Raw genomic sequence first — 24,408 nt, forward strand, 5'->3', positions numbered from 1 at the left:
GGGCCCCTCCCCCCTCCCCCTCCCCGCCCCCCACCCCACACTTTCCATGCGCCTCATGACTTTCCGCGCGCCTCAGGCAGCTTGGCCTCGCCATGGCCCCCGGCGGACGCACCCCTCCGCCGGGGAAGCCGGTTCGCGCCCCTCGCCGCTACCGGCCCCCGCTTCGCCAGCCGCTCCTCACGCGTCCGTCTCGGCGCCGCCGTTCCCGGATCGTGGGCCGCGCGAGGATGCGGCACCGCGTCGTGTGTCACCGCTGCCCGCCGCGCGGGTGCGCGTGCGCGTGCCGCTCGGCCTCGACGTGCCGGGGCCCGTGCGCCTGTCGGCCGGAGGTCGACGGTGGGACGGGCCGGGCCGTGGCCGTCGCCCCTCCCCTCGAATCGGACCGGCGTGACCGTCGATGCCACCCCCGGGGCGTCCGCGCCGCCGCCGGCGGATGCGGCGTCCCGACGAGCCCGCGTGAGACCTGGAGGCGCTCCCGTCCGCGCCCCCGGCCTCCTCCTCCGCCCCCTCGGACCCCTCGTCCGTCCCCTTGACCTCCCTCTCCGTCCCCCCGATCTCCCCATCCGCCCCCGGCTCCGCGCCTCCCGCGCGCAGACAGCGACGGATCGCCTCGGGGTCCAGGCCCTCGTTGCATGCCTGGTGCAGAAGGCGGGCGAACAGGTAGTCCGGGTCCGCCGCCAGGGCCATCGCCAGGGCTTCCCTGGCCTCCAGGTCGTCTCCCATCGACCAAGCGACCCAGCCCGCGAGAGTGAGAGGAGCGGCGGCGTGTTCGCCGTACGGACCGACACAGCGGCGGGCCAGGGTCCGCCACAGGCGCAGGGCCGGGTCGGCCTCGTCGCCCTCCATCCACGCGGCGGCGCGGTCTCGGGTCGTGCGGTCCTGCAGGCCGAGGATCAGCTTTGCCGCGTCTCCAGGTGTGAGGAGTTCGTCGTCACGTAGATCTGCCGGAAGCGAGCCGGACACCGGTCCCACGCCTGCGAACCTGGCAATGACGCTCCCCGCGAGATCGAGGGTTTCCTCCGCCACGTCGGCACGGGTCGCCTCGTCGATAATCCGGGGCACCAGGGTCATGCCGACGGCGTCAAGGGCGATCTCCTGCTCCAGTGCGGCGGCGGTCTCCCAGGGCAAGAGCCGTGCCCGCAACTCGCGCAGCGTGCCGCGCACTTGAATGCCGGCATATGTGGCCGCTGCCGCCAGTACCGAGGTGCCGGGCAGGCCCATCGGGGTGCCGCCGCCCGGGCAGCATCCCTCGCTCGGGCAGCAGTACGACCAGAAGCGGCCGTCCGAGATGCACAGTGCCTCGATGACCGGTACGTCGAGGCGGCCGCACTCGGTGCGCAGCAGCTGGGCGAGCGGGCGCAGACGTTCCATCACCTCACGGCCCGACTCCCCCTTCGCCGGCTCCCGGCAGACGTACGCGACCATCTGCTCGGGCCGGGACCCCCTGCGTTCGCTGCCCGCCACCAGGCCTTGGGCCAGTTGCCGCGCGGCCGGCTCCCAGTCGTCCCTGCTCGCGGGGATGCCCAGACGGGCGCGGCCACCGAACCGGCCGCGTCCGTCCCTGTCGTGGAGGGCGACCAGCACGATGCTCTCCTCGGGCCGGTATCCGAGCAGGTACGGCAGGGCGTCCGCGAGTTCGGCCGGGGTCCGCAGAGTTACCTGGCTTTCGTGTGCGGCGCACGCGTTCGACGTGTCTCCTCGTCCCGCGATGCCGTCGTTTTCGGAGGGTCCTGTCGTTTCGCTGTGATTCGTCATGCGGAGACGATCTCGCGGATCACGAGACTCCGCTTGAGCCTGTGGATAACTCCAAGCAGGGGCACGACAACCAACCACACGAACCACACCGACGGTCCGTGTTCCCCACGGACTGCCTGACCCGCACGGCCCGCACGGCCCACTTGACCGCACAGCCCGCATGGCCCCACAGACCGCATGACCGCATGACCGCGCGAAATCACGCACCGCCAAGCCAAAATTTCAGTCAGGTCGATCGATACATCAACAATCCTGCTCCGCACGTACCTTGACGACGGATCAGTGGCCGAAACCGCGTTGACGGGTGCTGCCGTAACGGATGCCCGGCCACTCCACCGCACCTGTGATGTCGCCGGAGCGGCGAAGGGGGCTGTGACACCTCAAGGTGGGCGTGCGCCTGTTCAGGCATGGCGTTCCGACGCCTCGGGGGGTGCGGGAAGCGACGTCGAGGGGCGGCCGGGCCTCGCCGCACGGCGTGGTGGCATTCGGACTCCGCATTCCGTCTGAATACCGCTACTCCTCGTCCGAATTCCGCCAGTCGCGGGCCTTGGGATTGAATGGATCAAAGGTCCTTGGTTTGGAATTGGTCAAGGTGGCCTGTTTTACGGGAGGTTGCAGGCGTTGACAGTCCGACGCCGGGCCCTCTTCAATCAGGGGTCAGAGCTCAATTCGGACCGTTGCGATCAGCCAGGGGGAGGTTCCTGGGCTCTGCGACAGTCATGATTGCGCAGCGGACACGCTGAGTCCGGCCTGCTCGCCATCTCCGCATTCAGGCTCCATCGGGACTGTCCATTCGGGCTCTTCGGCTGCTCGCATTTTCGCGTGCAGTCAAGGCGGAACGAGTCACAAGGAGTTCTCCGAATGACCGTTGAATTCATGGCGTCCGTCGGCACGGACGCCATCACCAGGGAAGCTGTCGAGCAGCTTCTCGGTGAGTACCAGTCCAGCTACGAGACCAGTAGCCCTGACTACTTCAAGCTGTTCGCGGCAGACGCGACGTTCTTCGTCCTGTCGTCCCCGAACCGCATCGACAGCCGCGAGGAATTCCAGCGGGTGTTCTCGCTCGCGCCGGGCACCACCCGTCGCAGCCAGATCCTGTCCCCCGAGATCCGCATCATGGGCGACAGCGCTCTCGTCAGCCTGCACTCCCGCGTGGCCCTCGGCGACGAGCAGCACTACCTGCGCGAGACCCTCGTGGTGACCCGTGACGGCCGCGGCGCGCTGCGCATCGCTCACCTGCACATCTCCCCGCAGGAGATGCCGGCGGTGCCGGACACGCCGGAGCGCGCGCTCGAGGAGATCTCGGTCATCGAGGAGCGCACGGCCACCACGGCCTGCACCGTCGGTACGCCGAAGTAGCACCCTCCAAGCCGGAACGATTCGGCGCCGCTGGGGCCCGTTCCCGAACGGGTCCCAGCACCCGCCCCCTCTTCCCGCACCCACCTCCGCCGTCACCCCTTCTCATCCCCATTCCCCCCTCATTCCTCCTCGCCCTCACTCCCTACTCACCCTGACCACGTTCTTCCTTGACTCCCTTCTCCTCACCTTCGATCTAATTTTCCTCATCTTCGATCTAATTTATGGAAGTTCTGGATCCTGGAGGGGTACGTTGCTGCAGCACATCGCGACCTGCACACCCGAATACACCCGACGACTCCCGGAGAAAGCCCGGCCGCTCATCCGTTACCGCCGGGAGGATTTCGGCTGGCTGGCCGCGTTCCCGGACGGTTCGATGGCCATGTACGACGAGGGAGTCGAACCGCTTCTCCGCGCAGGAGAACCCCCCGAACACTGCACGGAGCATCTCATCGACCGCCTCTCCGTGGACACGGGATTCCATTTCCGGGCACCCGCGATGGTATGGCTGGAGATAACCCGTACCTGCAATCTCCGTTGCCCGCACTGCTTCGTCGAAGGCGGAAAGGCGCGCAGCACCGAACTGCCCACCGAGCGGATCATGGAACTGCTCGACGAGTGGGCCGACATGGGCGTCTTCTCGCTCATCATCACCGGTGGCGAGCCCACCATTCACCCCGACTTCAGCGACATCGTGCAGCGCGCCTACGACCTGGGATTCGTCGTCGGGATCCCCACGAACGGCACCACGCTGAGCGAGGACATCGTCGCGCGCCTCCCGCAGGACGACGTCATCATCAGCATGAGCATCGACGGCCTGCACGGCGAGGGGAAGTACCGCAACGAGGGCGAGTTCTCCTACGTCACCCGGCGCCTGGCCGAGCTGCGCGACCGTGGCTTCAACACCAGCATCATGACCACGACCACGCACCAGAACGTGGACGACCTCCCCATCATCATGAACTGGGCGCGGGACAACGACATCAGCCTGCGCAGCGTGCCCTTCATCCCGATGGGCCGGGGCGCCCTGCACCGCGACCTCGCCAGCACCATCCACGACGTGGAGAACACCGCCCGCTTCTGGATCGACGAGGAGGAGTGGGCCCGGGAGAAGGACCAGGCCCTCGGCCTGTGCGCGGGAAAGGTGCTGGACTTCCTCTACACCATGGTCTTCGCCACGCGGCGCTGCATGAGCGGCCGTGGGGTGTGCTACGTCAACTCGTCGGGTGACGTGTACCCGTGCAGCACCTGCGCCGGCAACAAGGTGCTCGGTGGCGGGAACGTGCAGATGACCTCGTTCGACGAGATCTGGAACGACGACGACTGGCTCATCCGCAAGATCACCTGGGACAACTTCAAGGACGCCTGCGACGGTTGCCCGATCAACGACGACAAGTACTTCTGCACCGGCCGCTGCCCGAGCCAGTCCAGCATCCTCAACGGCCGTTACGACGGCTGCGGCACCACGGAGTTCCAGCGGCAGAGCATCCTGCGCCGTGAGGAGCTGTTCCGCGACCGCATCATGCCCGAGCCGCTGGTCGAACTGCGCCGACCGCAGACGGACGTCGCCGCTTCCGAAGCGGAGGGCGCCTCGTGATGAAAGTCGGCCTGATCAGCAGTCTGCACCTCAATCACGGCGGCATGTCGCTGCACACCGGGCCCGGCGACCCGATGCCCATGCAGCCCTTCGTGCCCGTCGGCCTGCTGTCCCTCAAGGCGGCCGCCGACAGCGCGGGGGTGCCCGCGGACATCAACGTCGTCGAGGTGAACCGGCTCCTCGTCGACGGCACCATCCCCAACACCGACGCGCTCTACGACGACATCGCCGCCTCGGTGCTGGCGGCCGGCGATTCCCTGGTCGGCCTGATGACCGACGCGGACTCCCTCTCCCACACCGTGCTCATCGGGCAGGCCGTCAAACGGCGTTCCCCGGACACCCTGATCTGTCTGGGCGGCCCGGCCGTCACACCGATCAGCGCCGAGTTCGTCGAGCGGTTCCCGTGGGCCGACTTCATCGTGCGCGGCGAGGGCGAACCGACCTTCAACGAGCTGCTCCAAACCCTGCACGGGGGCGGCGACCCGGCCGACGTGCGCGGGCTGACGTACCGCCGCAAGGGCGAGGCCGTGGTCAACCCGGACCGGCCGCTGGTGAAGGACATGGCCGACCTGCCCTGGCCCGCCTACTACGCCTTCGACATGACCACCGACGCCAACCTGTATCTGGACGTCGGCCGCGGCTGCCCCTTCAAGTGCTCGTTCTGCGCCACCGCGCCCTTCTGGGAGCGGCGGTTCCGGATGCGGCCGATCGACGACATCGTCCGGCAGATGGAGTACGTCCGGGACGCGTTCGGCCGGACCAGCGTCAACTTCTCCCATGACATCTTCACCTGCGACCGCAACTGGACGCACCGCTTCTGCGACGAGCTGATCGCCCGTGACGTCGGTGTCACCTGGGGCTGCAGCACCCGCACCGACGTCATCGACGCCGAACTGCTGCGGAAGATGGGCGCCGCGGGTTGCGAGGAGATCTACTACGGCATCGAGAGCGGCTCGCCGAAGATGCAGCGGTGGATCAAGAAGAACCTCGACCTGGACAACTGCCTGGAGGTCGTCAGGGCCACCAAGGCGGCCGGCATCCGCCCCGTCACCGGGTTCATCGTCGGCTACCCCACCGAGACCCGCGAGACCATCGACGAGACGCTGACCCGCTTCTTCCAGTTCCTCCGGGAGGGCGAGGGCCGCAGCCAGCTGTTCACGCTGGTCCCGCTGCACCAGTCGCCGATGTACCGGCACTACGAGAAGACCCTCAACCGCCCCGCCGAGTACTACGACACCCCGGTGACCGAGTCCCGGATGGCGCAGATCCAGCAGTACCGCCGGGAGCACAAGGACATCTTCTGCACCGACTACCGCTTCGCGAGCCCGGACATCGACGAAGCCCTGATCGACGCGGCGGAGGAACTCTCCGGCCATGTCGTGGTCCTCGCCTCGCTGTGGCCCCGGCTGCTCGCCCACTACGACTCGCCGCTCGCCTGGTACGAACGCTGGGTCGCCTGGATCGAGCGGTACAACGACCAGCACGCGCCCGGCACCCGCTACCGCCACCAGTGCGAACCGCGTGACCTGCTGGTCTTCGCCCAGGAGGAGATCGCCCGGCTCGGCATCGAGGACACTCCCGCCGCCGCGCTGGTGCGCTACGAGATGATGCGGCTGGACGCGGCGAGCCTCCCGGCCCCCGGTCCCCGGCCGGCCGCGTCCACCGTGGGCCCCAACTCCGCGCTGCGGCCCGGGGACTTCCTCGGCGCGGAATTCCCCTACGACCTCCAGGAACTGCTGCGCGGCGACGCGGACGTCTCGGCGGCCTCGGCCGGAGGGACGTACATCGTCACGCGCAAGAGCGCCGCGGACAAGATCGAGACGATCCAGCTGGGACAGGCGGCCCGCACCCTCCTGGAGCGCGCCGACGGCCGCCGTACCGCGCGGGAACTGATCGCCGAGGTCTTCCCCGAGTCCTCCGCCGAGGAGGAGCAGCGAAAGGCGCTCGACCGCGGCCTCGGGCTGATCCGCTCGCTGGCCGGCATGGGGCTCCTGCTGGACGGCTCGACGAGCGCTACGGCGCTGGAGGGGCCGACGGGCAGTACGGCTCTGGACGGACCGGCGAGCGTCACGAGCGTCACGGCGCTGGAGGCACCTGCGGGACCCGCCTCACCTCTGTCACCCGCCGCCGGTGAGGCGTCGGCCGACCCGTCTGCGGCCGCCGACGGCAAGGCGCGGAAGGGCGCCGCCCGAACCGCGCGAGCTCCCCGCGCGCCCCGCAAGGCGCAGGCGCGCTGACCGTGACGGCCGCAGAGGTGGTGCGCGTCGAGCGGGCCCTCGGCGCGGTGGTGACGGTCGACGGCGGTGGGGGCCGACGGCGCCGGACGGAGTTCCACGGTGGCCGCCTGGAGCGGCCCGGCGCGGAGGTCCGGATCTTCACCGGGCCGCCGCCCGAGCCCTGGCGGCTGCCGCTGCCGGACCCCGCCCCGCTCGACGACCAACGCGAGGTCACGACGGCGCTGACCGCGCTGCGCACCCGCTACGGCCCGGGTACCCGCCTGCACTACACGCACATGTCGTCGGTACGGGTCGTCGCCGGCGGCGCCGGGAGCGCACCGGTGCCGCAGACGCGCGAGGTCTGGTCGCTCACCGGCGACCTCCGCACCCGCCGCGCCGGCCACACCGTCCCGGTGGGCCGCAGCGGACGCGGCCCCGGCGCCGTACGTCTCACCGCGCCCGCCTGGCTCGACGCGACCGACTGGCTGCTGGCGGCCGTGGACCGGGCCCGGCCTTTGGAGGCGGGAGCCCCGGCGGCCGTGCTGTCGCCGCAGGCGGCCGGGGTCCTGCTGCACGAGGCCGCGGGGCACTTCGCCGAGGGCGCCCCCGACGACACACCCGTGCTCAGCCACCGCCTGCGCTGCCGGGTCGCCAGCGACCTGGTCTGCCTGGACGACGATCCGCTCGCCGACGGCGGTCCCGCGCACTACGACCGCGACGACGACGGCATCACCTGCCTGGGCAGGCAGCGGATCGTCGTCGACGGCGTCCTCGTACGGCAACTGCACAGCGCCGCCAGCGCCGTGCGCGCCGGAGCGATGCCCACCGCCAACGGCCGCGCGGCGTCCGTGCTCCAGCGGCCGCTGCCCCGCATGTCCAACCTGGTCTGCCGGCCGGGCACGGCCGGACTGGACGAGCTCGTGGAGAACGCCGGACACGGCCTGTTCGTCCACCGGCTCGCCGACGGCATCAGGTTCGGCGACACCGTCGAGGCCCGGCTGGTGCTCGGCGAGCTGATCCGTTCCGGGCGCCGTACCGGGGACTACGTGACCGGCCGGGTCCGGGAGAAGGCCGACGTGCTGACCCGGATCGTCGAGCTCGGCGACCGCAGCGAGTTCGCGGACAACGCCCTGTGTGGAAAGGACCGCCAGATGCTGTTCGACGTCGGGACGTGCGCCCCGGCCGTCCGGCTCACCGAACTGCGGTGCGCGTCGTGACAGCGGCGCGCGGCACGAGCGCGCTCCGCGTGGTCCGGCGCCACACCGCCGTACAGGTCTCGCCGGGCGGTCGGGAGTCCCGGGCCGAACTGGCGCTCCGGGCCGAGTCCGACCAACCGGGCCAGTGGCACCTCGCCACCCACGCACCGGACAGCGACGGCGAGAACGAGAGCGAGAACAAAGGCAAAGACGAACACGAACACGAAAGTGACGGCGACAGCGACGAGTTAGCGAGTCGGGCGCGCACCGCCCGGCGCGTCCTGGTGGAGAAGGCCTGGCCGGTTCTGCGCGGCAACGGGCCGCTCGTCGAGGCCGGACACACCGGGACCGAGGTCGTATGCGACGGACGGACGGTGCGCACGAGCAGCCGCGCCTACCTCCTGGTCCGGGACGGCGACCACGTCCTGCACCTGGGCGACGGGCCCGTCCCGGAGGACACCGTGCCCTGGGTCCGTGACGCGGGCCCCGACGAGATCCGCGCCGACGACCCCGTCCTGCTCGGCCCGTCGGCCCTGCTGGCTCTCATGGCCGCGCTCCAGGAGGAGTTGGGCGCTACGGCACCGGAGCGGGCGGCACTGCCCACCTCGCCCCCGTCACCGTCCCCCTCACCACCTCGGACCCCCTACCCGCCCCACGATCTGTCCCTCCCCGTCCTCCCACCCGTCCTGACCGGCGGCCGTAGCACCGACGACCTGCGCCAGGCCGCCGAACTGCTCGGCGATCCGACGCTGTGGCTCGTACCGCACGGCACCTTCGGGGACTTCGCGGCCTGGGATGTCGCGGCCGCGGACCGGCCGGAGGTCGATGCCGAGCGGCTGCCCCTCGCGGCACCGCCGCCACGTGCGCTGATCATCGACTCCCTGATCCCCAGGGCCCGTTCGGCCGCCGGAGCCCTCGACTGGACCGCCGGCTACCGCATGTCCGACCGCAGCGGAACCGGACGCGGCACCGAGCCGCTGCGGCTGCGCGGCGCCCCGGCCGAGCTGCTGGCCGCCGCCGAGGCGCGCTGCGGGCCCCGGCTGCCCGGGCTCGGGCGCGACCCCATCGGGCGGCCGTACTACCGGCTCGTCCCGACCGTCAGCACCTCGTTGAACGCGGGCCGGATGCTCGCCCGCTGACCTGCCCGCCACACCCAACTCCCGCCCGCAGAAAGCAAACCCAGCACCCATCACCCCATCACGCACCACACCGCACACCGCACACCGCACACCGCACACCGCACACCGCACACCGCACACACAGAGAGGATCCGCCATGCCATCCACCGGCTCACGCGACGACGAGCCACTCAACCTCGACGGCTTCCACGACGTTCTTCTCGCGCCGGTCCGCGGCACCGACACCCGGCGCGGACTGCCGTTGACGTACTTCGACCGGCGGCCGAGCCGGTTCCTGGCGAAGATCGTGCTCGCCTTCGGTGTCATCGTCGTCTGCTACACGGCCCTGCTGGAACTGCGCGACCCCGCGACGATCGCCGTCTCCGTCCTGGTGCTCGGCGTGATGTACGGCTACCTCGTGGAGCTGCAGCACGAGTGCCTGCACGAGCACGCCTTCCGCTCCCGGCGGGCGAACCGTGTTTGGGGCTTCGTCTGCGGGATGTTCATGTTCAGCTCCTACTCCCACTACAAGTTCGAGCACCTCAGGCATCACGCGTTCCTGGGCACGGAGAAGAACCTCGAGTTCTTCAACTACCGCTTCCGCGGCCTGGACAGCGTGCACGGGTTCGCCGCCGCCGCGTTGCACCCCGGCCGGTACGCCGACGTCGTACGCAACCTCGGCCGCGGCCTGCTGCGGCGCCCCATACCCGGCGTCGACCGGCCGCGGGCGACGCGGGCCATCCAGAACGAGTACGTGGTGCTGGCGGCTCTGGTCGTGGGAGCCGTCACGGCGAGCCTGCTGACCGGGGACTGGTTCTTCGTGTGGGCGTGGCTGCTGCCGATCGCGCTGGTGAGCGAGGCCGTCCACTTCCTGATCGAGCTGCCGGAGCACTTCGGCCTGAACACCCAGACCGATCCCAACGTCCTGACCAACACCCGGACCGTCAGGGCCTCGTGGTTCGCCCAGTGGATCACGAACTACAACAACCTGCACACCGCGCACCACTACCACCAGGGCGTCCCCATGGTGAACGTGCCGCGGTTGCACGACTCCATCGAGGAGAAGGTCGAGGTCGTCGAGCCGTCGTACTGGAGCTTCTACCGCAAGGTGCTGCGCGGGGAGATCGTCTACCAGGGCGACGAGCAGACCTGCATGACGCGTTGACACCGGCACCGACGACCGCTGGGAGGAAGCAATGCCTGTGAACGGCGTGGTTTCGACGTTCAACGAATGGGATCCCCTGGAGGAGGTCGTGGTCGGCCGGCTCGACGGGGCCATGACCTCCTCATGGGACGTGCTCGACCGGATCACCGTGCCGCCCTCCTCCTGGGAGAAGATCACCGCCTCGCCCGGCACCCGGGGTGCCCCGGTTCCGCCGGACGTGGTGGAGAAGGCCCAGGAGGGACTCGAGGAGTTCCTCGGCATCCTGCACGACGCGCATGTCACCGTGCGCCGCCCCGAAGCGCCGGACGCCTCGAGGCCGTTCGCGACCCCGGCCTGGTCGGTGGGCAACGGGATGTCGGTGGCCAACCCCCGTGATCTCCTGCTCGTCGTCGGGGACGAGATCATCGAGGTGCCGATGGCCGACCGGAACCGGTACTTCGAGGTCTGGCCCTACCGTCCCCTCCTCACCGAGTACTTCAGGTCCGGTGCCCGTTGGACGGCGGCCCCGAAGCCCCGGCTGGCGGAGGACCAGTACCACCCGGACTACGAAGTGCCGCCCTGGTCCGAGGACATGACGTTCTTCGTCACGGAGGCGGAGCCGGTCTTCGACGCGGCGGACATCATGCGCTGCGGCCGGGACCTGTTCATGGAGCGCAGCCACGTCACCAACCGGCTGGGCGTCGAGTGGCTCAGGCGCCACCTCGGCCCGGAGTACCGCGTCCACGAGATCGTCTCCCGCTACGCCCGCGCCATGCACATCGACACCTCGCTGCTGCCGCTCGCGCCCGGCAAGGTGCTGGTCAACCCGGAGTTCCTGGACCCGGACTCGCTCCCGGAGGTCTTCCGGTCCTGGGACATCCTCATCCCGCCGGAGCCGGTGGTCACGCCGGTCATGGAGCGGGGCCTGATGAGCCGGTGGAGCAGCGTGAACGTGCTGATGCTCGACCCGGAGCACGTGGTGGTCGAACGGTCGCAGACGCCTCTGCTGAAGGCGTTCGAGACCTGGGGCTTCGAGCCCGTGCCGTGCTCCTTCGAGCACTACACGGTCTTCGGCGGCTCCTTCCACTGCGCCACCCTGGACATCCGGCGCAGGGGCACCCTGGAGTCGTACTTCTGATGACGGGGCAGACGACCGAACGCCAGGGTGCGCAGACCGATGCCGAGCGGGCGGCCGGGGAGCAGCCCAGGCCGGCTCCGGTGGCGGTGCCCTGGCCGGCGCAGCAGTGGTCGGCGGGCGTCCCGCGTCCGGCTCTGCCCGCCGGGGCGGTGCCGGACGCCGTGGCCGACCGCGTGCGCGCCCTGCTCGCGGACGCGGCGGACGAGCCGGTGTGCGCGTACGTCTACGAGCCGCGGGTGGCGCAGCGGCGGGCCGTTCTGCTGCGCGAACGGCTGCCCGCCTGGGCGGAGTTCTACTACGCGGTGAAGGCGAACTCCTTCCCGCCGGTGCTCGCCGCCCTCGCCCCGGCCGCCGGCGGGTTCGACGTCGCATCGCTCGACGAGGCGGAGGCCGCCCTGACCGCGGGCGGCGGCGCGGCCCGGCTGATCGCCACCGGGCCCGGCAAGACCGACCGGATGCTGGCCCGTGTGGTCGAGGCGGGCGTCGGGTTCGTCAGCGTCGAGAGCGAGCTGGAACTGCACCGGCTCGATGCCGTCGCCCGGCGCACGGGACGCCGGGTGCCGGTGGTGCTCCGGGTGAACTCCGCGACCGGCCCGCTCGACGGGGCGCTGCGGATGGACGGACGGGCCACCCAGTTCGGCATCGGCGAGGACCGGCTGCCGGACGCCGTCGCCACCGCCCGGCGGCTGCCCGGCGTGGACCCGGTCGGCTACCACTTCCACGTGGTGTCCGGAAACCTCGACGCCGAACGGCACGCCGCGTACGTGCTCGCGCGGCTGCGCTGGGCGGTCGCGGCCGCGCGGGAGCACGGCATCGAGCTGCGCGTGGTCGACGTGGGCGGCGGGCTGGGCGTGCCGCCGTACGGCGGGGAGCCCTTCGACCTGGACCGGTTCGCGGCCCGGCTCGCCGCCGCCGCGCCGCCGCCGTCCGGGGTGCGGGTCGTGTTCGAGCCGGGGCGCTGGCTGGTCGCGGAGTGCGGCTTCTACGCGGCCCAGGTCACCGATCTCAAGCAGGTGGTCGGCGAGTGGTTCGCCGTCCTGGCCGGCGGCATCAACCACTTCATGCTGCCGGCCCTGCTGGAGGTGGCGCTCGAAGTGGCGGTACTGCCCGTCGCACGGTGGCCGTACGCCTGCCCGCGCCCGGAGGTGCGGGACACCCCGGTCTCCCTGGCCGGCCCGCTGTGCACCCCGGAGGACATCCTGGCCCGGGGCTTCACGGCGGACCGGCTGCGTGTGGGGGACGTCGTGGTGTTCCCGATGGCGGGCGCGTACGGCTGGGAGTTCGCGCTCCGCGGCTTCCTCGGCCACCCTCCCGCACGGCGGACCACCGCTCAGCCGGCGTTCGACCACGCGTCGAAGGACGGTGCCGTCCGGGGCGAGGACACCCGCTCCTGACCCGGGGCGCGGAGTGCGCGGCACGCGGGCGGCTGGTCAGCCGACCTCCGTCTGCTCCTCGGGGACCGCCGCCGCAGGCGTCAGGGGCGCCTCCTCCTGGCCCGAGTAGCGCAGGAGCCACAGCCCGGGGAGTCCGGCCAGCGCGACCATCACGGCCGCGGTCCAGCCGAGTCCGCCGTGCACCAGGACCGGTGCGGCGATGGCCGAGCCCACCGGTGAGGTGCCCTGCATCAGGGTGCGCAGCGCGGCGAAGGCCCGGCCGTGCATCTCGGGCGGGATGCGACGCATCCGCAGGGACTGCGCCCACACCGTCATCGGCGCGCTCAGCAGGCCCACGCAGAAGTACCCGGCCCCGACCAGCACGGGCTGCGGTGCGCCGAGGACGGCCAGGAAGCCCAGCGCCGCTCCCGCCTGGCACAGCCCGATCCGGCGCACCGATCCGCCGCCCGCGCGGCCGCCGGCCAGCACCGCTCCCACGAACTCCCCCGCCGCGAGCGACGCGATCAGCGCACCGAGCGCGGACGCCCCGCCCAGCTCGTTCTTCGCCAGCCACGGCCCGACGACCAGCAGCAGCATGCCGTCGGCGATGTTGAAGGCCATGAACGCGAGCGTGGTGGCCGCGATCACCTTGTCCCGGCCGACGGTCCGTACCGAGGCCTTGGCACCGCGCCCGTCCCGAGGGGCGACGGCCGGTCGCCCTGCCGCTGCCAGCGGGCGTCGTACGGTCGCCACGGCCCCGGCGAAGACCAGATAGGTGACGGCGTCGATGAGCAGCACGTTCGGCGCGCCCATCGTGCCGACGAGTACGCCGGCGAGCGCCGGACCCACGACGCTGGACACGCTGAAGCTCAGCGACTCCAGCGCGTTCGCGGTGTCCAGGTCGGACTCCTCGACGAGCTGCGGGATCGACGCCGGGAACCCGGCCATCGGCACCATCTTCAGCAGGCCGTACACCCCCGCCACGACGAACGGCAGCGCGGTCGGCACGTGCCCCAGGGCCGCGGCGAGCGGGACCGACGCCACGCACACCGCACGGAACACGCTGTCCACGATCAGCACGACGCGCTTGTCGAACCGGTCCAACAGCGGCCCGACGGCGAGCCCGCCCAGCACCACGGGAGCGGTGAAACACACCCCGAGCAGACTGAGTTGAGCGGTGCCGCCCTGGTTCAGGACCAGCCAGGACAGCGCCAGCAGCGTCATCCCGTCACCCAGCAACGACACCGACGCGCCGCACCAGACCCGGCCGAAGTCCCCGGATCCCAGCAGTCGCAGATATGCCCTCACCGGCCGTGCCCTTCCTGTCCGTTCACGGCCGTCCGGGCCACGGCGACCGGCGCCGGGGTGGACGGCAGCAGTTCGCCGCGCTCATGCGCGAGCAGCCAGCGTTTCACGTCCAGGCCGTAGTAGTAGCCGCCCAGGCTCCCGTCCGTACGGCGGACCCGGTGGCAGGGCACGATCAACGGCACCAGGTTGTACGCGCAGGCCGAGCCCGCCATCCGCGCCGCACCCGGCCGACCGGCCCGCCCGGCCAGCTCCTGGTAGCCGACGGACTCCCCCGGCTTGACGCGGCGCATCTCCCGCCAGGCCGCGCGCCGGAAATCGTTGCCGAACTGGACGACGGGCAGCTCGTCCAGGGCATCGACGGCACCGTCGAAGTAGGCCCGCACCGCCGAGACGTACGGCGCAGGCGTGTCGCCGGCGCGCGGCGATCCGTCCCGGTACGGCGCCGGCAGCTCCGCCAGGAGCGTCGCCGGGGCGTCGGTGAATCCGGAGGCGACGATGCCGCCGTCCAGGGTGATCATGCTGAACGGGCCGAGGGGGGTCGGCACCGTCGCGGTGTCCATCGTGAGCATGCCTTTCGGACAGGTGAGGGGGGTTGGGTCGGGGGCAGGGGTACCGTGCGGGCGGTCAGTGGTCAGTGGGCCCGCGGTCGGGGGTGGACGGCCGGCGCGTGGAGCACAGGTGCATCACGGCGTACGACCGCCAGGGGCGCCAGCGTTGGGCGTGAGCCTCCAGATCGGAGACGGAGAGGTCGGGCGGGGCATCGAACGCGTCGAGCGACGGACCGGGACTGACGGACGACCGGGGCAGCGCGCGGATCGCCGCGTGCACCGCCGGATCGCCAGTGTCGAAGGCGTCGGGGTCGCCCAGGACGTGCATCGCGATCCGCTGGACGGTCCACGGCTCGACACCGGGCAGACCGAGCAGAACGGCGACAGCCGCCTCCCGATCGGCGTCCCGCTCCAGAGACAGCTTCCCGTCGACCACGGCACAGGCGAGCGCTCGTACAGCCGTGACGCAGGCGGCTGTTGCGGCTGTGGTGCCTGCCCCGGCTGCCGTGCCTGTTCCGGCTGTCCCGGCTGTCGCGGCTGAACCCGGTGTGGTCGGGGTCTGTCCGGCATGCGTCTCGCCGAGGGGCCGTATCGCCTCCGCGCACGCCCCCTCCAAGTCGGCCTCGGCCAGCACCCCGGGGGTCGGAAACAGCGGAGAGAGCGGAGGCGGAGGAGCGTGGGCGCCGTCCGTGGCGGCGAGCGGTTCGCCGTAGCGCGCCGCCAGCCCGCCGCACAGCTCCCTGGCCCGGGCGCGCGGCAGGTACTGCTCGGCGAGCAGGCGGACCGCCAACTCGAAGCCGTCTGCGCAGCCCGGCATGCGTAAGCCCGGTGTCGCCCGGACCAGCGGGCCCAGCCAGGGGGCCGTGCCCAGCGCCTCGGCGACGGCGGCGGGATCGGAGTCGAGGTCGAGGAGGTCACGGCAGCGCCGTACCGCCGCCGTCACGTCCCGCAGGTCCGACAGCCACAGCCGCACGGTCACCTGCTGGTGTTTCGTCTCCCGGTCGGCGTCCCGGTGCGCCCGGCAGGCGGTCAGGTCCAGTTCCGCCCGGCCGCTGCCGCGCGGAAGCCGCAGGGCCCGGCGCAGCCGACCGTCCCCCACCTCCTCCACGCCGGGCAGCGCCATGGCGCCGAACCAGGCGAGCAGCGCGTCCGCCGCGAGGGGTGGGCGATAGCGCAGCCGCAGCACCAGCGGCCCGGCCGGCTCCTCCCGAGCCCCGTCGGACTGCGCCGCGGAGGACCGGGAGCGCGTCCCCGCATCCGCACCCGATCCGTTTCTCTCCCCCGCCCCCTGAGTCTTCCTGGCCCGGCGCAGCTCCCGGGGCGAACAGCCGAAGGCGGCGCGAAAGCCGTCGTTGAACTGCCGGATGCTGGAGTACCCGGCGGCGAAGGCCACGTCCAGGAGCGGCAGCGAGCTGGACTCGATCAGGAGCCGGGCCACCTGGTTGCGGCGGTTCAGCGCCAGGGCCAGCGGGCCGACACCGACCTCCTCGACGAGTTGGCGGTGCAGATGGCGCTCGCTCACGGCGAGTTGGCGCGCGACCCCCGCCACGCCGACCTCGTCCACCGCCCCGCTCGCGATGAGCCGCAGCGCACGGGCCACCAGGTCACCGCGCACGTTCCACTCGGGGGAGGACGGATGGACCTCGGGGCGGCAGCGGCGGCAGGCCCGGAAACCGGCCGCCTCGGCCGCCGCGGCGATGCGGAAGAAGCGCACGTTCTCCGGTTTCGGTGTGCGCGCGCCGCACACCGGGCGGCAGTAGATTCCCGTCGTGGTGACCGCTACGTAGAACGCCCCGTCGAACCGGGCGTCTCTGCTGGCCATCGCCCGGTAATAGATGTCGAAATCCAGCACTCCGACATTCTTGCCCCACTTCCACCGTCACGTCTGGCGGTAATCGGACAGAGTGGTGCGGGTCCCCGTATGCCATGGCCTCGGGGGACCGGGCCCACTAAAATGATCGTCGGCTCGAACCTGCTCCAGGATGTCCCGCACACCGCGAACGGCCGGCCCGTCGTGAGGCCGCTGCCAGGAAGTCCGATGACGGTCCGTCAGGGGAGACTGCATGCGTCCGGGGAATCGCGTGGTCGGCCTCGGCGAGGCGGAGGAGTTCATCCGCCGCTACCACCAGGAACTCGGCCGCAGCGACCTGCTGTATCCCCGCCTCGCCGAGGTGCGCCGCGAGATCGAGGACACCGGCACGTACACGCAGACGCCCGAGGAGCTCGCCTTCGGCGCGCGCGTGGCGTGGCGGAACTCCGCCCGCTGCATCGGGCGGCTGTACTGGCGCAGCCTCCAGGTGCGCGACCGCAGGCACGTCACGGACGCCGCCGAGGTCGCTGCCGAGTGCGCCGCCCACCTGCGAACCGCGACCAATGGCGGCCGGATCCGGCCGGTCATCACCGTCTTCGGACCGGACGACGCGACCGGTCCGGACGTACTGATCTGGAACGAGCAGCTCGTCCGGTACGCCGGCCACCTCAGGTTCGAGGGCGGCTACACCGGGGATCCGCGCGGCTACGGGCTCGCGGAACTCGCCACCGGCCTCGGCTGGCGGCCTCCCGGCGGAGCGTTCGACGTGCTCCCCCTCGTCATCGAGACCCGGCGGCAGGGCCTGCGCCTGTTCGAGATCCCGGGCGAGGACATCCTCGAAGTCCCGATCGCCCACCCGGACTTCGGCTGGTTCGAGGAGCTCGGCCTGCGCTGGCACGCCGTGCCCGCGATCTCCAACATGCGGCTGCGCATCGGCGGGATCTCGTACTCCGCGGCCCCCTTCAACGGCTGGTACATGGGCACGGAGATCGGCGCACGCAACCTGTGCGACACCGACCGCTACGACGTGCTGCCCGACGTCGGCCGCCGCCTCGGCCTCGACACCTCCAGCGACCGCACGCTCTGGCGCGACCGTGCCCTGGTGGAGGTCAACCGTGCCGTCCTGCACTCGTTCGACAGCGCCGGAGTGACGATCGCCGACCACCACACGGAGTCCGAGCGGTTCCTGACACACCTGGCCCGGGAGGAACTGGCGGGCCGGTCCTGCCCGGCGGACTGGTCGTGGATCGTGCCCCCCATGTCCGGGGCCCTCACCCCCGTCTTCCACCGTTACTACGACGAAGGCCGCCCCAGCCCCGACTTCCACCTCGACGAGGCCGCCCGGCTGCGCGCCGAGGGCATCAGCCCGTGCCCGGACCCCCGCCTCGGCACCCGTACGACGCTACGCCGGTGCCCGGTGTGGCACGGGTGAGGGCCGGTACCCCGCTCACCTTTGGTACGCCGGTTCGACGACCATCCCCGACAGGAACGATGCGGAGAACTGCCGTACGTCGACGGGCGCGTCGATGACCAGGCGCGCACGCAGGGGATGACGCGCCGGGCGACCGGCACCCTTGCCGCCGCTGTCACCGGCGCTGCTCCCCAGCCCCGTCCCGTCCGCGTACTCCAGCATGAGGGCCGGCGCCGACAGCGCGTCCAGGGACAGCACCAGGTCGGCCTCGTCCCACGCGCCGGGATCGGCGAAGTCCTGGGAGGCCACGGCCTCGAAACCCATACGGCTCTTGAAGGTGAACAGGCCCGGCTGGGCAAGGTGGCCGTAGAGATTCGGGTCGTCGCCCATGGTCGCCCACGTGTAGCCCTTCTCGCGGGCGATCTGCAGGGTGGTGCAGTACACGGCCCGCGGGTAACCCGCCCTGCGCGCGGACTCGGTGACCGCCGACCAGCGGATCCGGATGGCGCTCTCGTCCGGGCACTCCAGCGCGAGGCACCCTCCGACCAGCTCGTCCGCGTCGTAGAGGAACACCCCGAAGTACTTCTCGGGCCCCTCCAGGATCGTCGTACTGAAGCGCCGGGCGAACGCCACGCCGTAGCGCATCACGGCGACCCGCTCCTCGTACAGGTCCAGGAACCGGGCGAGGCTGTCCGCCGACACCCGGTCCTCCACGACCTCCCGGACGCCCTGCGCCGCCATACGCCGCCGTGCCCGGTGGACGTACTGACGGCTCTTGTGCGGAATGCCGTCCAGGAAGGCGTCCTCGCTCGCTTCGAGCCGGGCGAGCCAGGTGAGGGTGGCCGGTTTGCGGACGAATCCGCGGCGGGCGAGCGCGTCCCAGGTCTCGGGCGGCGGATTCGTCATCCGTGCGACGGCGACCGGACGGTCCAGCCGGGTCCAGGGTGCGGGCTCACGGGTGTGGTCGTAGTCCAGGTCCTCGGGCTGGATGGCCGCCACGGGTAATCCGAAGTCGTCGACGATGTCCATGGGTTCCTTTTCTGCGCCGGGAAAACGCTCCGGACGAACTGCGGACGAAGCGTGGCCATCCTTCCAGCGGTCGTCGTCGATTCGCCTGCCGTGGAAGGAATTTCAGCCGGACGCGGGGTGCGGGCGCGGAGCGCGGGCTGGGAGCCGTCAAGAGGCTGTCGTAGGTCTGCCATGGGCTGTCACGGTGCCGGGCGTGCGCTGGGCATGCGGTTGATGGGGTGGTCGTCGACGGCCCACAGGTACTGCACGGCGTAGGCGCGCCACGGCTGCCAGGCCTGTGCCCGGCGGATCAGCGCGGCAGGCTTCTCGGGGAGCTCCAAGGCGCGTGCGGCCAGCCGGATGCCGAGGTCGGTGGCGACGAACGCGTCGGGATCGCCGAGCGCGCGCATCGCGATCATCTCGACCGTCCACGGACCCACCCCGGGCAGCGCCGCGAGCGCCGACCGAGTCTGCCGGGCGTCGCCGCCGGGGGTGAGGTCGAGGTCACCGGAGGCGAGCGCGGAGACGAGCGTGACGAGGGTGTCGCGGCGCGCACGCGGCATGGCGAGCGCGTCCGGATCCAGCGTGAGCAGCGCGGCCGGCTCGGGGAACAGCCGGGTGAGCCCGCCGTGCGGGTCGTCGACGCGCTCGCCGTGCGCTGTCGCCAGGCGGCCCGCGAGGGTGCGTGCGGCGGCGGTGGAGACCTGCTGTCCGAGCACGGCCCGTACGGCGAACTCGGCCGGGTCGGTCGTACGCGGCACCCGGCGCCCCGGCTTCCGGGCGACGAGCGGGGCGAGGACGGGGTCCGCGCGCAGGTGTCCGTCGACGACCGCCGGATCGGCGTCGAGGTCGAGCATCCAGCGGCACTGCCGTACGGCGTCCGGGAGGTCCCGTGGATCGGTGAGAGCGAGGGTGCAGTCGACGTACCCGTCCATGGGCCGCAGCGAGACGATCCCGTACCCGCCGGGCAGCCGCAGCGTCCGCCGGTACGCCCCGTCACGCCACTCCTCGACGCCGGGCACCGCGGTGGCCACCAGATGCCCGAACAGGTTGTCCGGGCACAGCGGCGTCCGGTACTCCAGCCGCACCGAGGTCGACGCTGAGGTCAGCACCGCCCCAGTATCGGGCGCGCGGGCCGTGGACGGGGGACATCCGGCCATGCGGGCACCGGCCGCGGGCCACGGACACCGGACACCGGACACCGGCCGCGGGCTGCGGGCTGCGGGCTGCGGGCTGCGGGGATACCAAGGGGCTCGGCAAGCCGGCATGGGCCGTGACCGGGGCGCACGTGGGTGTCAGTCCGGTGTGACACCGTGGGGGCATGGAGCACGTGGACACGACCGGACTGCGCGATGCCGCCGACAAGATCCTGGGGCGCCTGGTGGACGACCCCACCGGCCGGGCCACCCTGCGGGAGGACCAGTGGCTGGCGGTGGAGGCGCTCGTCCAGGACAAACGCCGTGCTCTCGTCGTCCAGCGCACCGGCTGGGGCAAGTCGGCCGTGTACTTCGTCGCCACCGCGCTGCTGAGGAGCGCCGGCGGCGGACCGACCGTGATCGTCTCCCCGCTGCTGGCCCTCATGCGCAACCAGGTCGAGGCCGCGGCCCGCGCCGGCATCCACGCCCGGACGATCAACTCCGCCAACCCCGAGGAGTGGGAGCGGATCCAGGCGGAGGTCGCCGCCGGTGACGTGGACGTGCTGCTGGTCAGCCCGGAGCGGCTCAACAACCCCGACTTCCGCGACAACGTCCTGCCCCGGCTGGCCGCCGCCACCGGGCTGCTGGTCGTCGACGAGGCCCACTGCATCTCCGACTGGGGGCACGACTTCCGCCCGGACTACCGCCGCCTGCGCACCATGCTCGCCGACCTGCCGGTCGGCGTGCCCGTCCTGGCGACCACCGCCACCGCCAACGCCCGCGTCACGGCGGACGTGGCCGAACAGCTCGGCACCGGGGGCGGTTCGGACGCCCTGGTCCTGCGCGGCCCGCTGAACCGCGAGAGCCTCAGCCTGAGCACCCTGCATCTCCCGGACGCCACGCACCGGCTGGCCTGGCTCGCCGACCATCTGCACGAGCTGCCCGGCTCCGGGATCATCTACACGCTCACCGTCGCCGCGGCCCAGGAAGTCACCGCGTTCCTCCAGTCACGCGGACACACGGTCACCTCCTACACCGGGCAGACCGAGAACGCCGACCGCCAGCAGGCCGAGGAGGACCTCCTCGGCAACAAGGTCAAGGCCCTGGTCGCCACGTCCGCCCTCGGGATGGGCTTCGACAAACCCGACCTCGGCTTCGTCGTCCACCTCGGCTCCCCCTCCTCCCCCATCGCTTACTACCAGCAGGTCGGCCGCGCCGGACGCGGCGTCGAGCACGCCGAGGTCCTGCTCCTCCCCGGCAAGGAGGACAGCGCCATCTGGGCCTACTTCGCCTCGCTCGCCTTCCCGCCCGAGGACGTGGTCCGCCGCACCCTCGACGTGCTGGCCGCATCGGACAGGCCCCTGTCGCTGCCGGCTCTCGAACCGCTGGTGGAACTGCGCCGCTCCCGCCTGGAGGCGATGCTCAAGGTCCTCGACGTCGACGGCGCGGTCAAGCGCGTCAAGGGCGGCTGGACCGCCACCGGCCGCCCGTGGACGTACGACGCCGAGCGCTACGCCTGGGTCGCGCGCCAGCGCGAGCACGAGCAGCAGGCCATGCGCGAGTACGCCGTCACGAGCGGCTGCCGGATGGAGTTCCTGCAGCGCCAGCTCGACGACGAGACCGCCGCCCCCTGCGGGCGCTGCGACAACTGCGCGGGCGCCCGCTTCTCCGCCGACGTCTCCGGCGAGGCTCTGGACGCGGCCCGAGGCGAGCTGCGGCGGGCGGGCGTCCCCGTCGAGCCGCGGCGGATGTGGCCCACCGGCATGCCCGCGCTCGGCATCGAGCTGAAGGGCCGTATCCCCAAGGGCGAGCAGGCGCTCACCGGGCGTGCCCTCGGGCGGCTTTCGGACATCGGCTGGGGCAACCGGCTCCGCCCGCTGCTCGCCGACCACGCGGCGGACGGCCCCGCGCCGGACGACGTCGTGCAGGCCATGGTCAAGGTGCTCGCCGACTGGGCCAAGAGCCCCGACGGCTGGGCCTCCCAGGGCCCCGACGCCCCCGCCCGCCCCACGGGCATCGTCATGCTTCCCTCGCACCGCCGGCCCCATCTCGTGCGGTCCCTCGCGCACGAGATCGCCCGGGTCGGACGCCTCCCGGTGCTCGGCTGCCTCCGCGACACGTCCGAGGGCGACCGGAGCCTTCCGCGCTCCAACAGCGCCCACCGCCTCCGCGCCCTCCAGAACGCCCTCGTCGTCCCTCCGGAACTGGAGGAGGCACTGCGCGCGGCGAACGGCCCCGTCCTCCTCGTCGACGACTTCACCGACACCGGATGGACCCTCGCCGTCGCCGCCCAGCTCCTGCGCCGCGCGGGATCCGGCCCCGTGCTGCCCCTCGTCCTCGCGACCCAGGGCTGAGACTCATGGTCGGCCCGGCAGTTGGGGCGTGGGTACCTGCCGTGTGGAACGCATCGTGGGTCAGCGAGCCATCAACTGGGTAGGGATATAAGCCTCGTATCTTCCGATAACCGTCGGTGCCCCCAATTGCTCGTTGCCGCATCCAAGTTCGACAGGAAGAATTGAAGTCCGCTCCCCGCACGGCTCGTCCGTGTTCCGGTTGGGCTTTGCTGCGGTGCGCGCTCCCCCGAATCCGACCCTGCCCGCAGTGTGGGCGCGTAGCCGAAGGGAGGAACGTGACCTTCGGATTCGCTCCGTCCTCGGCGGCATCGTTGTCCACGTCCGCGTCCGCCGTTTCCGCCAGCCGTCTGCTCGAACCCGCGGAGTGGGCCGCCGCGGGAATCCCGTTGCTGCGCAGCCCTCGTGAGGTCGTCAGCGGGCTGCACACCCGACATCACCCCAAGCCCTCGACCGCGGTCGTGGGCGTGCTGGATGCCGACGAACGGCTGCTGGCGAGCGCCTCGTTCATCCGCCGCCCGGCGCCGGCCGACGGCTGGATGTTCCGCAACGCCCTGCTGGCCCAGCTGCGCCGGGTCATCCCGCACGACCTGCGGCGCCGTACGCCGGTACGCACTGCTGTCCTGCTCTACTGCCGTGAGGGAAACGCGCGTTGGACGGAGGAGGACGGCGCGTGGATGTGGGGACTGCGTGACGCCTGCACGCTGCACGGGCTGCGGTGCGGGGCGTACATCACGCTGACCCGCGACGGCTGGCAGGTACTGGGCGAGGGCCGCGGCGGACGCCGGCCGAACGCCGACTCGGAACCGGAGCCCTTCGCCACCTCGGACGCCCCGCCCCCGTCGCCCCGCACCGGCGGCGCCGCTTCAGAGGTCCTGCGCCGAGCGGCGGCCCGCTGAGGGGCACAGGCGGCATCGATACGAAGGTGGCAGACCGCTACGGCGACAGCGGGCGACGCCCGGACACACCCGCACGATGACGCGGACAACACCGACGACACCGCCGGCACGGACGACACGACAGGCTCGTACACCGCCTCGGGCCTGTCGGCCCGTCAGTCACGTCGAGGTCCCCGACGCGGTCGCGACGCAGCCGCGCCGCGCAGTCACCCGCGCTGCCCTGCCGGCCGAGCGGCCGCCCCTCGACGGGGAACGGCGACCGCCAGTCATCCGGGCATGCCGACAGGACTGCCGTGCACGCGCCGCCGTAGCGGCGCACGCTCGTGCCTCCCTGCCCCGATGCCCCCGGACGTCCGGGCGCGGCTCAGACGCCTGCGCCCAGCACCGAGTTGATCTGCTGCGGGTCGCCGCAGACGATCAGGAGAGTGCCGGCCCGGGCGTGGGCCAGCGGGAGGCTGGTGGCGGCGACGGTGTCGGGCCCGCCATTGACGGCGACCACGACCACGGGACGCGACGCGGCACGGGAGACCAGCGCGGCGTCCGCGTAGAAGACGTCGTCGCGGGCGTCGTGTTGGGCCCAGTAGGACGCTTCACCGAAGGACAACTCGTGCGTCGCCCACGGGTGGGGTTCACCGGTGGTGAGGACGAGCACCTCCTCGGGGGCACGACCCGACTCCAGGAGCAGGTCCACTGCTTCCTCGGCGGCGTCGAGCGCACCCTCGGCCGAGGCCGGGATCAACTGGATCTGCGAGGCCGCGGCAGCGGCGGCGGGAGCGGCCGGAGCCGGGGAGCCCGGCTTGGCCGCGGCCACGTCGCGCGACGTACGTTGCGTCGGCGGTGCCGGCCGCGGGGGGCCGGGACGACCGGGACGCGACGGAGCCGCGGGGCGGGGGCCGGGTACGGGACGGGGGGTCGGCGCGGTGCGGCTGTTGGCCGGAGTGGCGCGGGGACCCTGGGCACTCTCGTGAATCTGAGGCTCCTCGGGAGGGAGAGGCATGACTTGATATCTATCAAACGTTGGTGCGGCTCGCGTGGCCGGGGGGC

General features: G+C 71.9%; 17 protein-coding genes and 1 pseudogene. 11 read left to right on the forward strand and 7 right to left on the reverse strand.

Annotation, left to right across the window (positions count from 1 at the left end; genetic code table 11):
* Nucleotides 1-177: 177 nt before the first annotated feature.
* Complete coding sequence (locus ABZ910_RS21475; RefSeq protein WP_361367287.1) at nucleotides 178-1,755, reverse strand: DUF4192 domain-containing protein; 1,578 nt, start codon at nucleotides 1,753-1,755, stop codon at nucleotides 178-180.
* An 861-nt stretch (nucleotides 1,756-2,616) separates the two neighbouring features.
* Here ABZ910_RS21475 and ABZ910_RS21480 point away from each other — a divergent pair.
* The 8 genes from ABZ910_RS21480 (at nucleotide 2,617) to ABZ910_RS21515 (ending at nucleotide 12,914) form a co-directional block, all read left to right on the forward strand.
* Complete coding sequence (locus ABZ910_RS21480; protein ID WP_361367288.1) at nucleotides 2,617-3,114, forward strand: nuclear transport factor 2 family protein; 498 nt, start codon at nucleotides 2,617-2,619, stop codon at nucleotides 3,112-3,114.
* 250 nt (nucleotides 3,115-3,364) lie between these two features.
* Nucleotides 3,365-4,708: a radical SAM protein gene (locus tag ABZ910_RS21485; protein ID WP_361367290.1), complete on the forward strand. Its 1,344-nt coding sequence runs from the start codon at nucleotides 3,365-3,367 to the stop codon at nucleotides 4,706-4,708.
* Complete coding sequence (locus tag ABZ910_RS21490; protein ID WP_361367426.1) at nucleotides 4,708-6,945, forward strand: radical SAM protein; 2,238 nt, start codon at nucleotides 4,708-4,710, stop codon at nucleotides 6,943-6,945. Before ABZ910_RS21485 ends, ABZ910_RS21490 begins: the two co-directional genes overlap by 1 nt.
* Before the next feature lie 2 nt (nucleotides 6,946-6,947).
* Nucleotides 6,948-8,141 (forward strand): metallopeptidase TldD-related protein, encoded by a 1,194-nt coding sequence (locus ABZ910_RS21495; protein WP_361367292.1) that lies wholly within the window; start codon nucleotides 6,948-6,950, stop codon nucleotides 8,139-8,141.
* Entirely contained in the window at nucleotides 8,138-9,259 is a 1,122-nt protein-coding gene (locus ABZ910_RS21500) for a hypothetical protein (protein ID WP_361367294.1), read from the forward strand. The genes ABZ910_RS21495 and ABZ910_RS21500 overlap by 4 nt, the downstream gene beginning before the upstream one ends.
* A gap of 136 nt (nucleotides 9,260-9,395) precedes the next feature.
* Complete coding sequence (locus tag ABZ910_RS21505) at nucleotides 9,396-10,403, forward strand: fatty acid desaturase (protein ID WP_361367297.1); 1,008 nt, start codon at nucleotides 9,396-9,398, stop codon at nucleotides 10,401-10,403.
* 31 nt (nucleotides 10,404-10,434) lie between these two features.
* Nucleotides 10,435-11,520 carry an amidinotransferase gene (locus ABZ910_RS21510; RefSeq protein ID WP_361367300.1) on the forward strand — a complete coding sequence of 362 codons (1,086 nt, stop codon included), beginning with the start codon at nucleotides 10,435-10,437 and terminating at the stop codon, nucleotides 11,518-11,520.
* On the forward strand, nucleotides 11,520-12,914 hold the full coding sequence (locus ABZ910_RS21515; protein WP_361367303.1) for an alanine racemase: 1,395 nt from the start codon (nucleotides 11,520-11,522) through the stop codon (nucleotides 12,912-12,914). Before ABZ910_RS21510 ends, ABZ910_RS21515 begins: the two co-directional genes overlap by 1 nt.
* A gap of 36 nt (nucleotides 12,915-12,950) precedes the next feature.
* On the opposite strand, the gene ABZ910_RS21520 is transcribed toward ABZ910_RS21515, so the two are convergent.
* From ABZ910_RS21520 to ABZ910_RS21530, 3 genes are all read right to left on the reverse strand, one after another.
* Nucleotides 12,951-14,201, reverse strand: coding sequence for an MFS transporter (locus ABZ910_RS21520; protein WP_361367306.1), 1,251 nt, complete (start codon nucleotides 14,199-14,201; stop codon nucleotides 12,951-12,953).
* On the reverse strand, nucleotides 14,198-14,761 hold the full coding sequence (locus tag ABZ910_RS21525; protein WP_361367309.1) for a methylated-DNA--[protein]-cysteine S-methyltransferase: 564 nt from the start codon (nucleotides 14,759-14,761) through the stop codon (nucleotides 14,198-14,200). The genes ABZ910_RS21520 and ABZ910_RS21525 overlap by 4 nt, the downstream gene beginning before the upstream one ends.
* A 64-nt stretch (nucleotides 14,762-14,825) precedes the next feature.
* Entirely contained in the window at nucleotides 14,826-16,571 is a 1,746-nt protein-coding gene (locus ABZ910_RS21530; protein ID WP_361367312.1) for an AlkA N-terminal domain-containing protein, read from the reverse strand.
* A gap of 241 nt (nucleotides 16,572-16,812) precedes the next feature.
* Between ABZ910_RS21530 and ABZ910_RS21535 the strand changes: the two genes are divergently transcribed.
* A complete protein-coding gene (locus tag ABZ910_RS21535) occupies nucleotides 16,813-17,991 on the forward strand; it encodes a nitric oxide synthase oxygenase (RefSeq protein WP_361367315.1) in 1,179 nt (392 codons plus the stop codon).
* A 15-nt stretch (nucleotides 17,992-18,006) separates the two neighbouring features.
* Here ABZ910_RS21535 and ABZ910_RS21540 read toward each other — a convergent pair whose 3' ends face one another.
* Both ABZ910_RS21540 and ABZ910_RS21545 read right to left on the reverse strand, forming a co-directional pair.
* Complete coding sequence (locus ABZ910_RS21540; RefSeq protein WP_361367318.1) at nucleotides 18,007-18,999, reverse strand: hypothetical protein; 993 nt, start codon at nucleotides 18,997-18,999, stop codon at nucleotides 18,007-18,009.
* 179 nt (nucleotides 19,000-19,178) lie between these two features.
* Nucleotides 19,179-20,069 (reverse strand): annotated as a pseudogene (locus ABZ910_RS21545) (DNA-3-methyladenine glycosylase); the annotation flags it as partial.
* 230 nt (nucleotides 20,070-20,299) lie between these two features.
* Between ABZ910_RS21545 and ABZ910_RS21550 the strand changes: the two are divergent.
* On the forward strand, nucleotides 20,300-22,468 hold the full coding sequence (locus tag ABZ910_RS21550; RefSeq protein ID WP_361367321.1) for a DEAD/DEAH box helicase: 2,169 nt from the start codon (nucleotides 20,300-20,302) through the stop codon (nucleotides 22,466-22,468).
* A 275-nt stretch (nucleotides 22,469-22,743) separates the two neighbouring features.
* Nucleotides 22,744-23,364 carry a hypothetical protein gene (locus ABZ910_RS21555; protein ID WP_361367324.1) on the forward strand — a complete coding sequence of 207 codons (621 nt, stop codon included), beginning with the start codon at nucleotides 22,744-22,746 and terminating at the stop codon, nucleotides 23,362-23,364.
* Nucleotides 23,365-23,728: 364 nt separating this feature from the next.
* On the opposite strand, the gene ABZ910_RS21560 is transcribed toward ABZ910_RS21555, so the two are convergent.
* Nucleotides 23,729-24,361, reverse strand: a complete 633-nt coding sequence (locus ABZ910_RS21560) for a hypothetical protein (protein ID WP_361367326.1) — start codon at nucleotides 24,359-24,361, stop codon at nucleotides 23,729-23,731.
* Nucleotides 24,362-24,408 lie beyond the last annotated feature (47 nt).

Source organism: Streptomyces sp. NPDC046805 (assembly GCF_040645355.1).
Taxonomy (GTDB): domain Bacteria; phylum Actinomycetota; class Actinomycetes; order Streptomycetales; family Streptomycetaceae; genus Streptomyces.

Excerpts from the sequence above, each read along its gene's own strand:
- ABZ910_RS21475 (WP_361367287.1), bottom strand. The coding sequence starts at position 1,755 with ATGACGAATCACAGCGAAACGACAGGACCCTCCGAAAACGACGGCATC.
- ABZ910_RS21480 (WP_361367288.1), top strand. The coding sequence starts at position 2,617 with ATGACCGTTGAATTCATGGCGTCCGTCGGCACGGACGCCATCACCAGG.
- ABZ910_RS21490 (WP_361367426.1), top strand. The coding sequence starts at position 4,708 with ATGAAAGTCGGCCTGATCAGCAGTCTGCACCTCAATCACGGCGGCATG.
- ABZ910_RS21505 (WP_361367297.1), top strand. The coding sequence starts at position 9,396 with ATGCCATCCACCGGCTCACGCGACGACGAGCCACTCAACCTCGACGGC.
- ABZ910_RS21510 (WP_361367300.1), top strand. The coding sequence starts at position 10,435 with ATGCCTGTGAACGGCGTGGTTTCGACGTTCAACGAATGGGATCCCCTG.
- ABZ910_RS21515 (WP_361367303.1), top strand. The coding sequence starts at position 11,520 with ATGACGGGGCAGACGACCGAACGCCAGGGTGCGCAGACCGATGCCGAG.
- ABZ910_RS21525 (WP_361367309.1), bottom strand. The coding sequence starts at position 14,761 with ATGGACACCGCGACGGTGCCGACCCCCCTCGGCCCGTTCAGCATGATC.
- ABZ910_RS21530 (WP_361367312.1), bottom strand. The coding sequence starts at position 16,571 with ATGGCCAGCAGAGACGCCCGGTTCGACGGGGCGTTCTACGTAGCGGTC.
- ABZ910_RS21535 (WP_361367315.1), top strand. The coding sequence starts at position 16,813 with ATGCGTCCGGGGAATCGCGTGGTCGGCCTCGGCGAGGCGGAGGAGTTC.
- ABZ910_RS21540 (WP_361367318.1), bottom strand. The coding sequence starts at position 18,999 with ATGGACATCGTCGACGACTTCGGATTACCCGTGGCGGCCATCCAGCCC.
- ABZ910_RS21550 (WP_361367321.1), top strand. The coding sequence starts at position 20,300 with ATGGAGCACGTGGACACGACCGGACTGCGCGATGCCGCCGACAAGATC.
- ABZ910_RS21560 (WP_361367326.1), bottom strand. The coding sequence starts at position 24,361 with ATGCCTCTCCCTCCCGAGGAGCCTCAGATTCACGAGAGTGCCCAGGGT.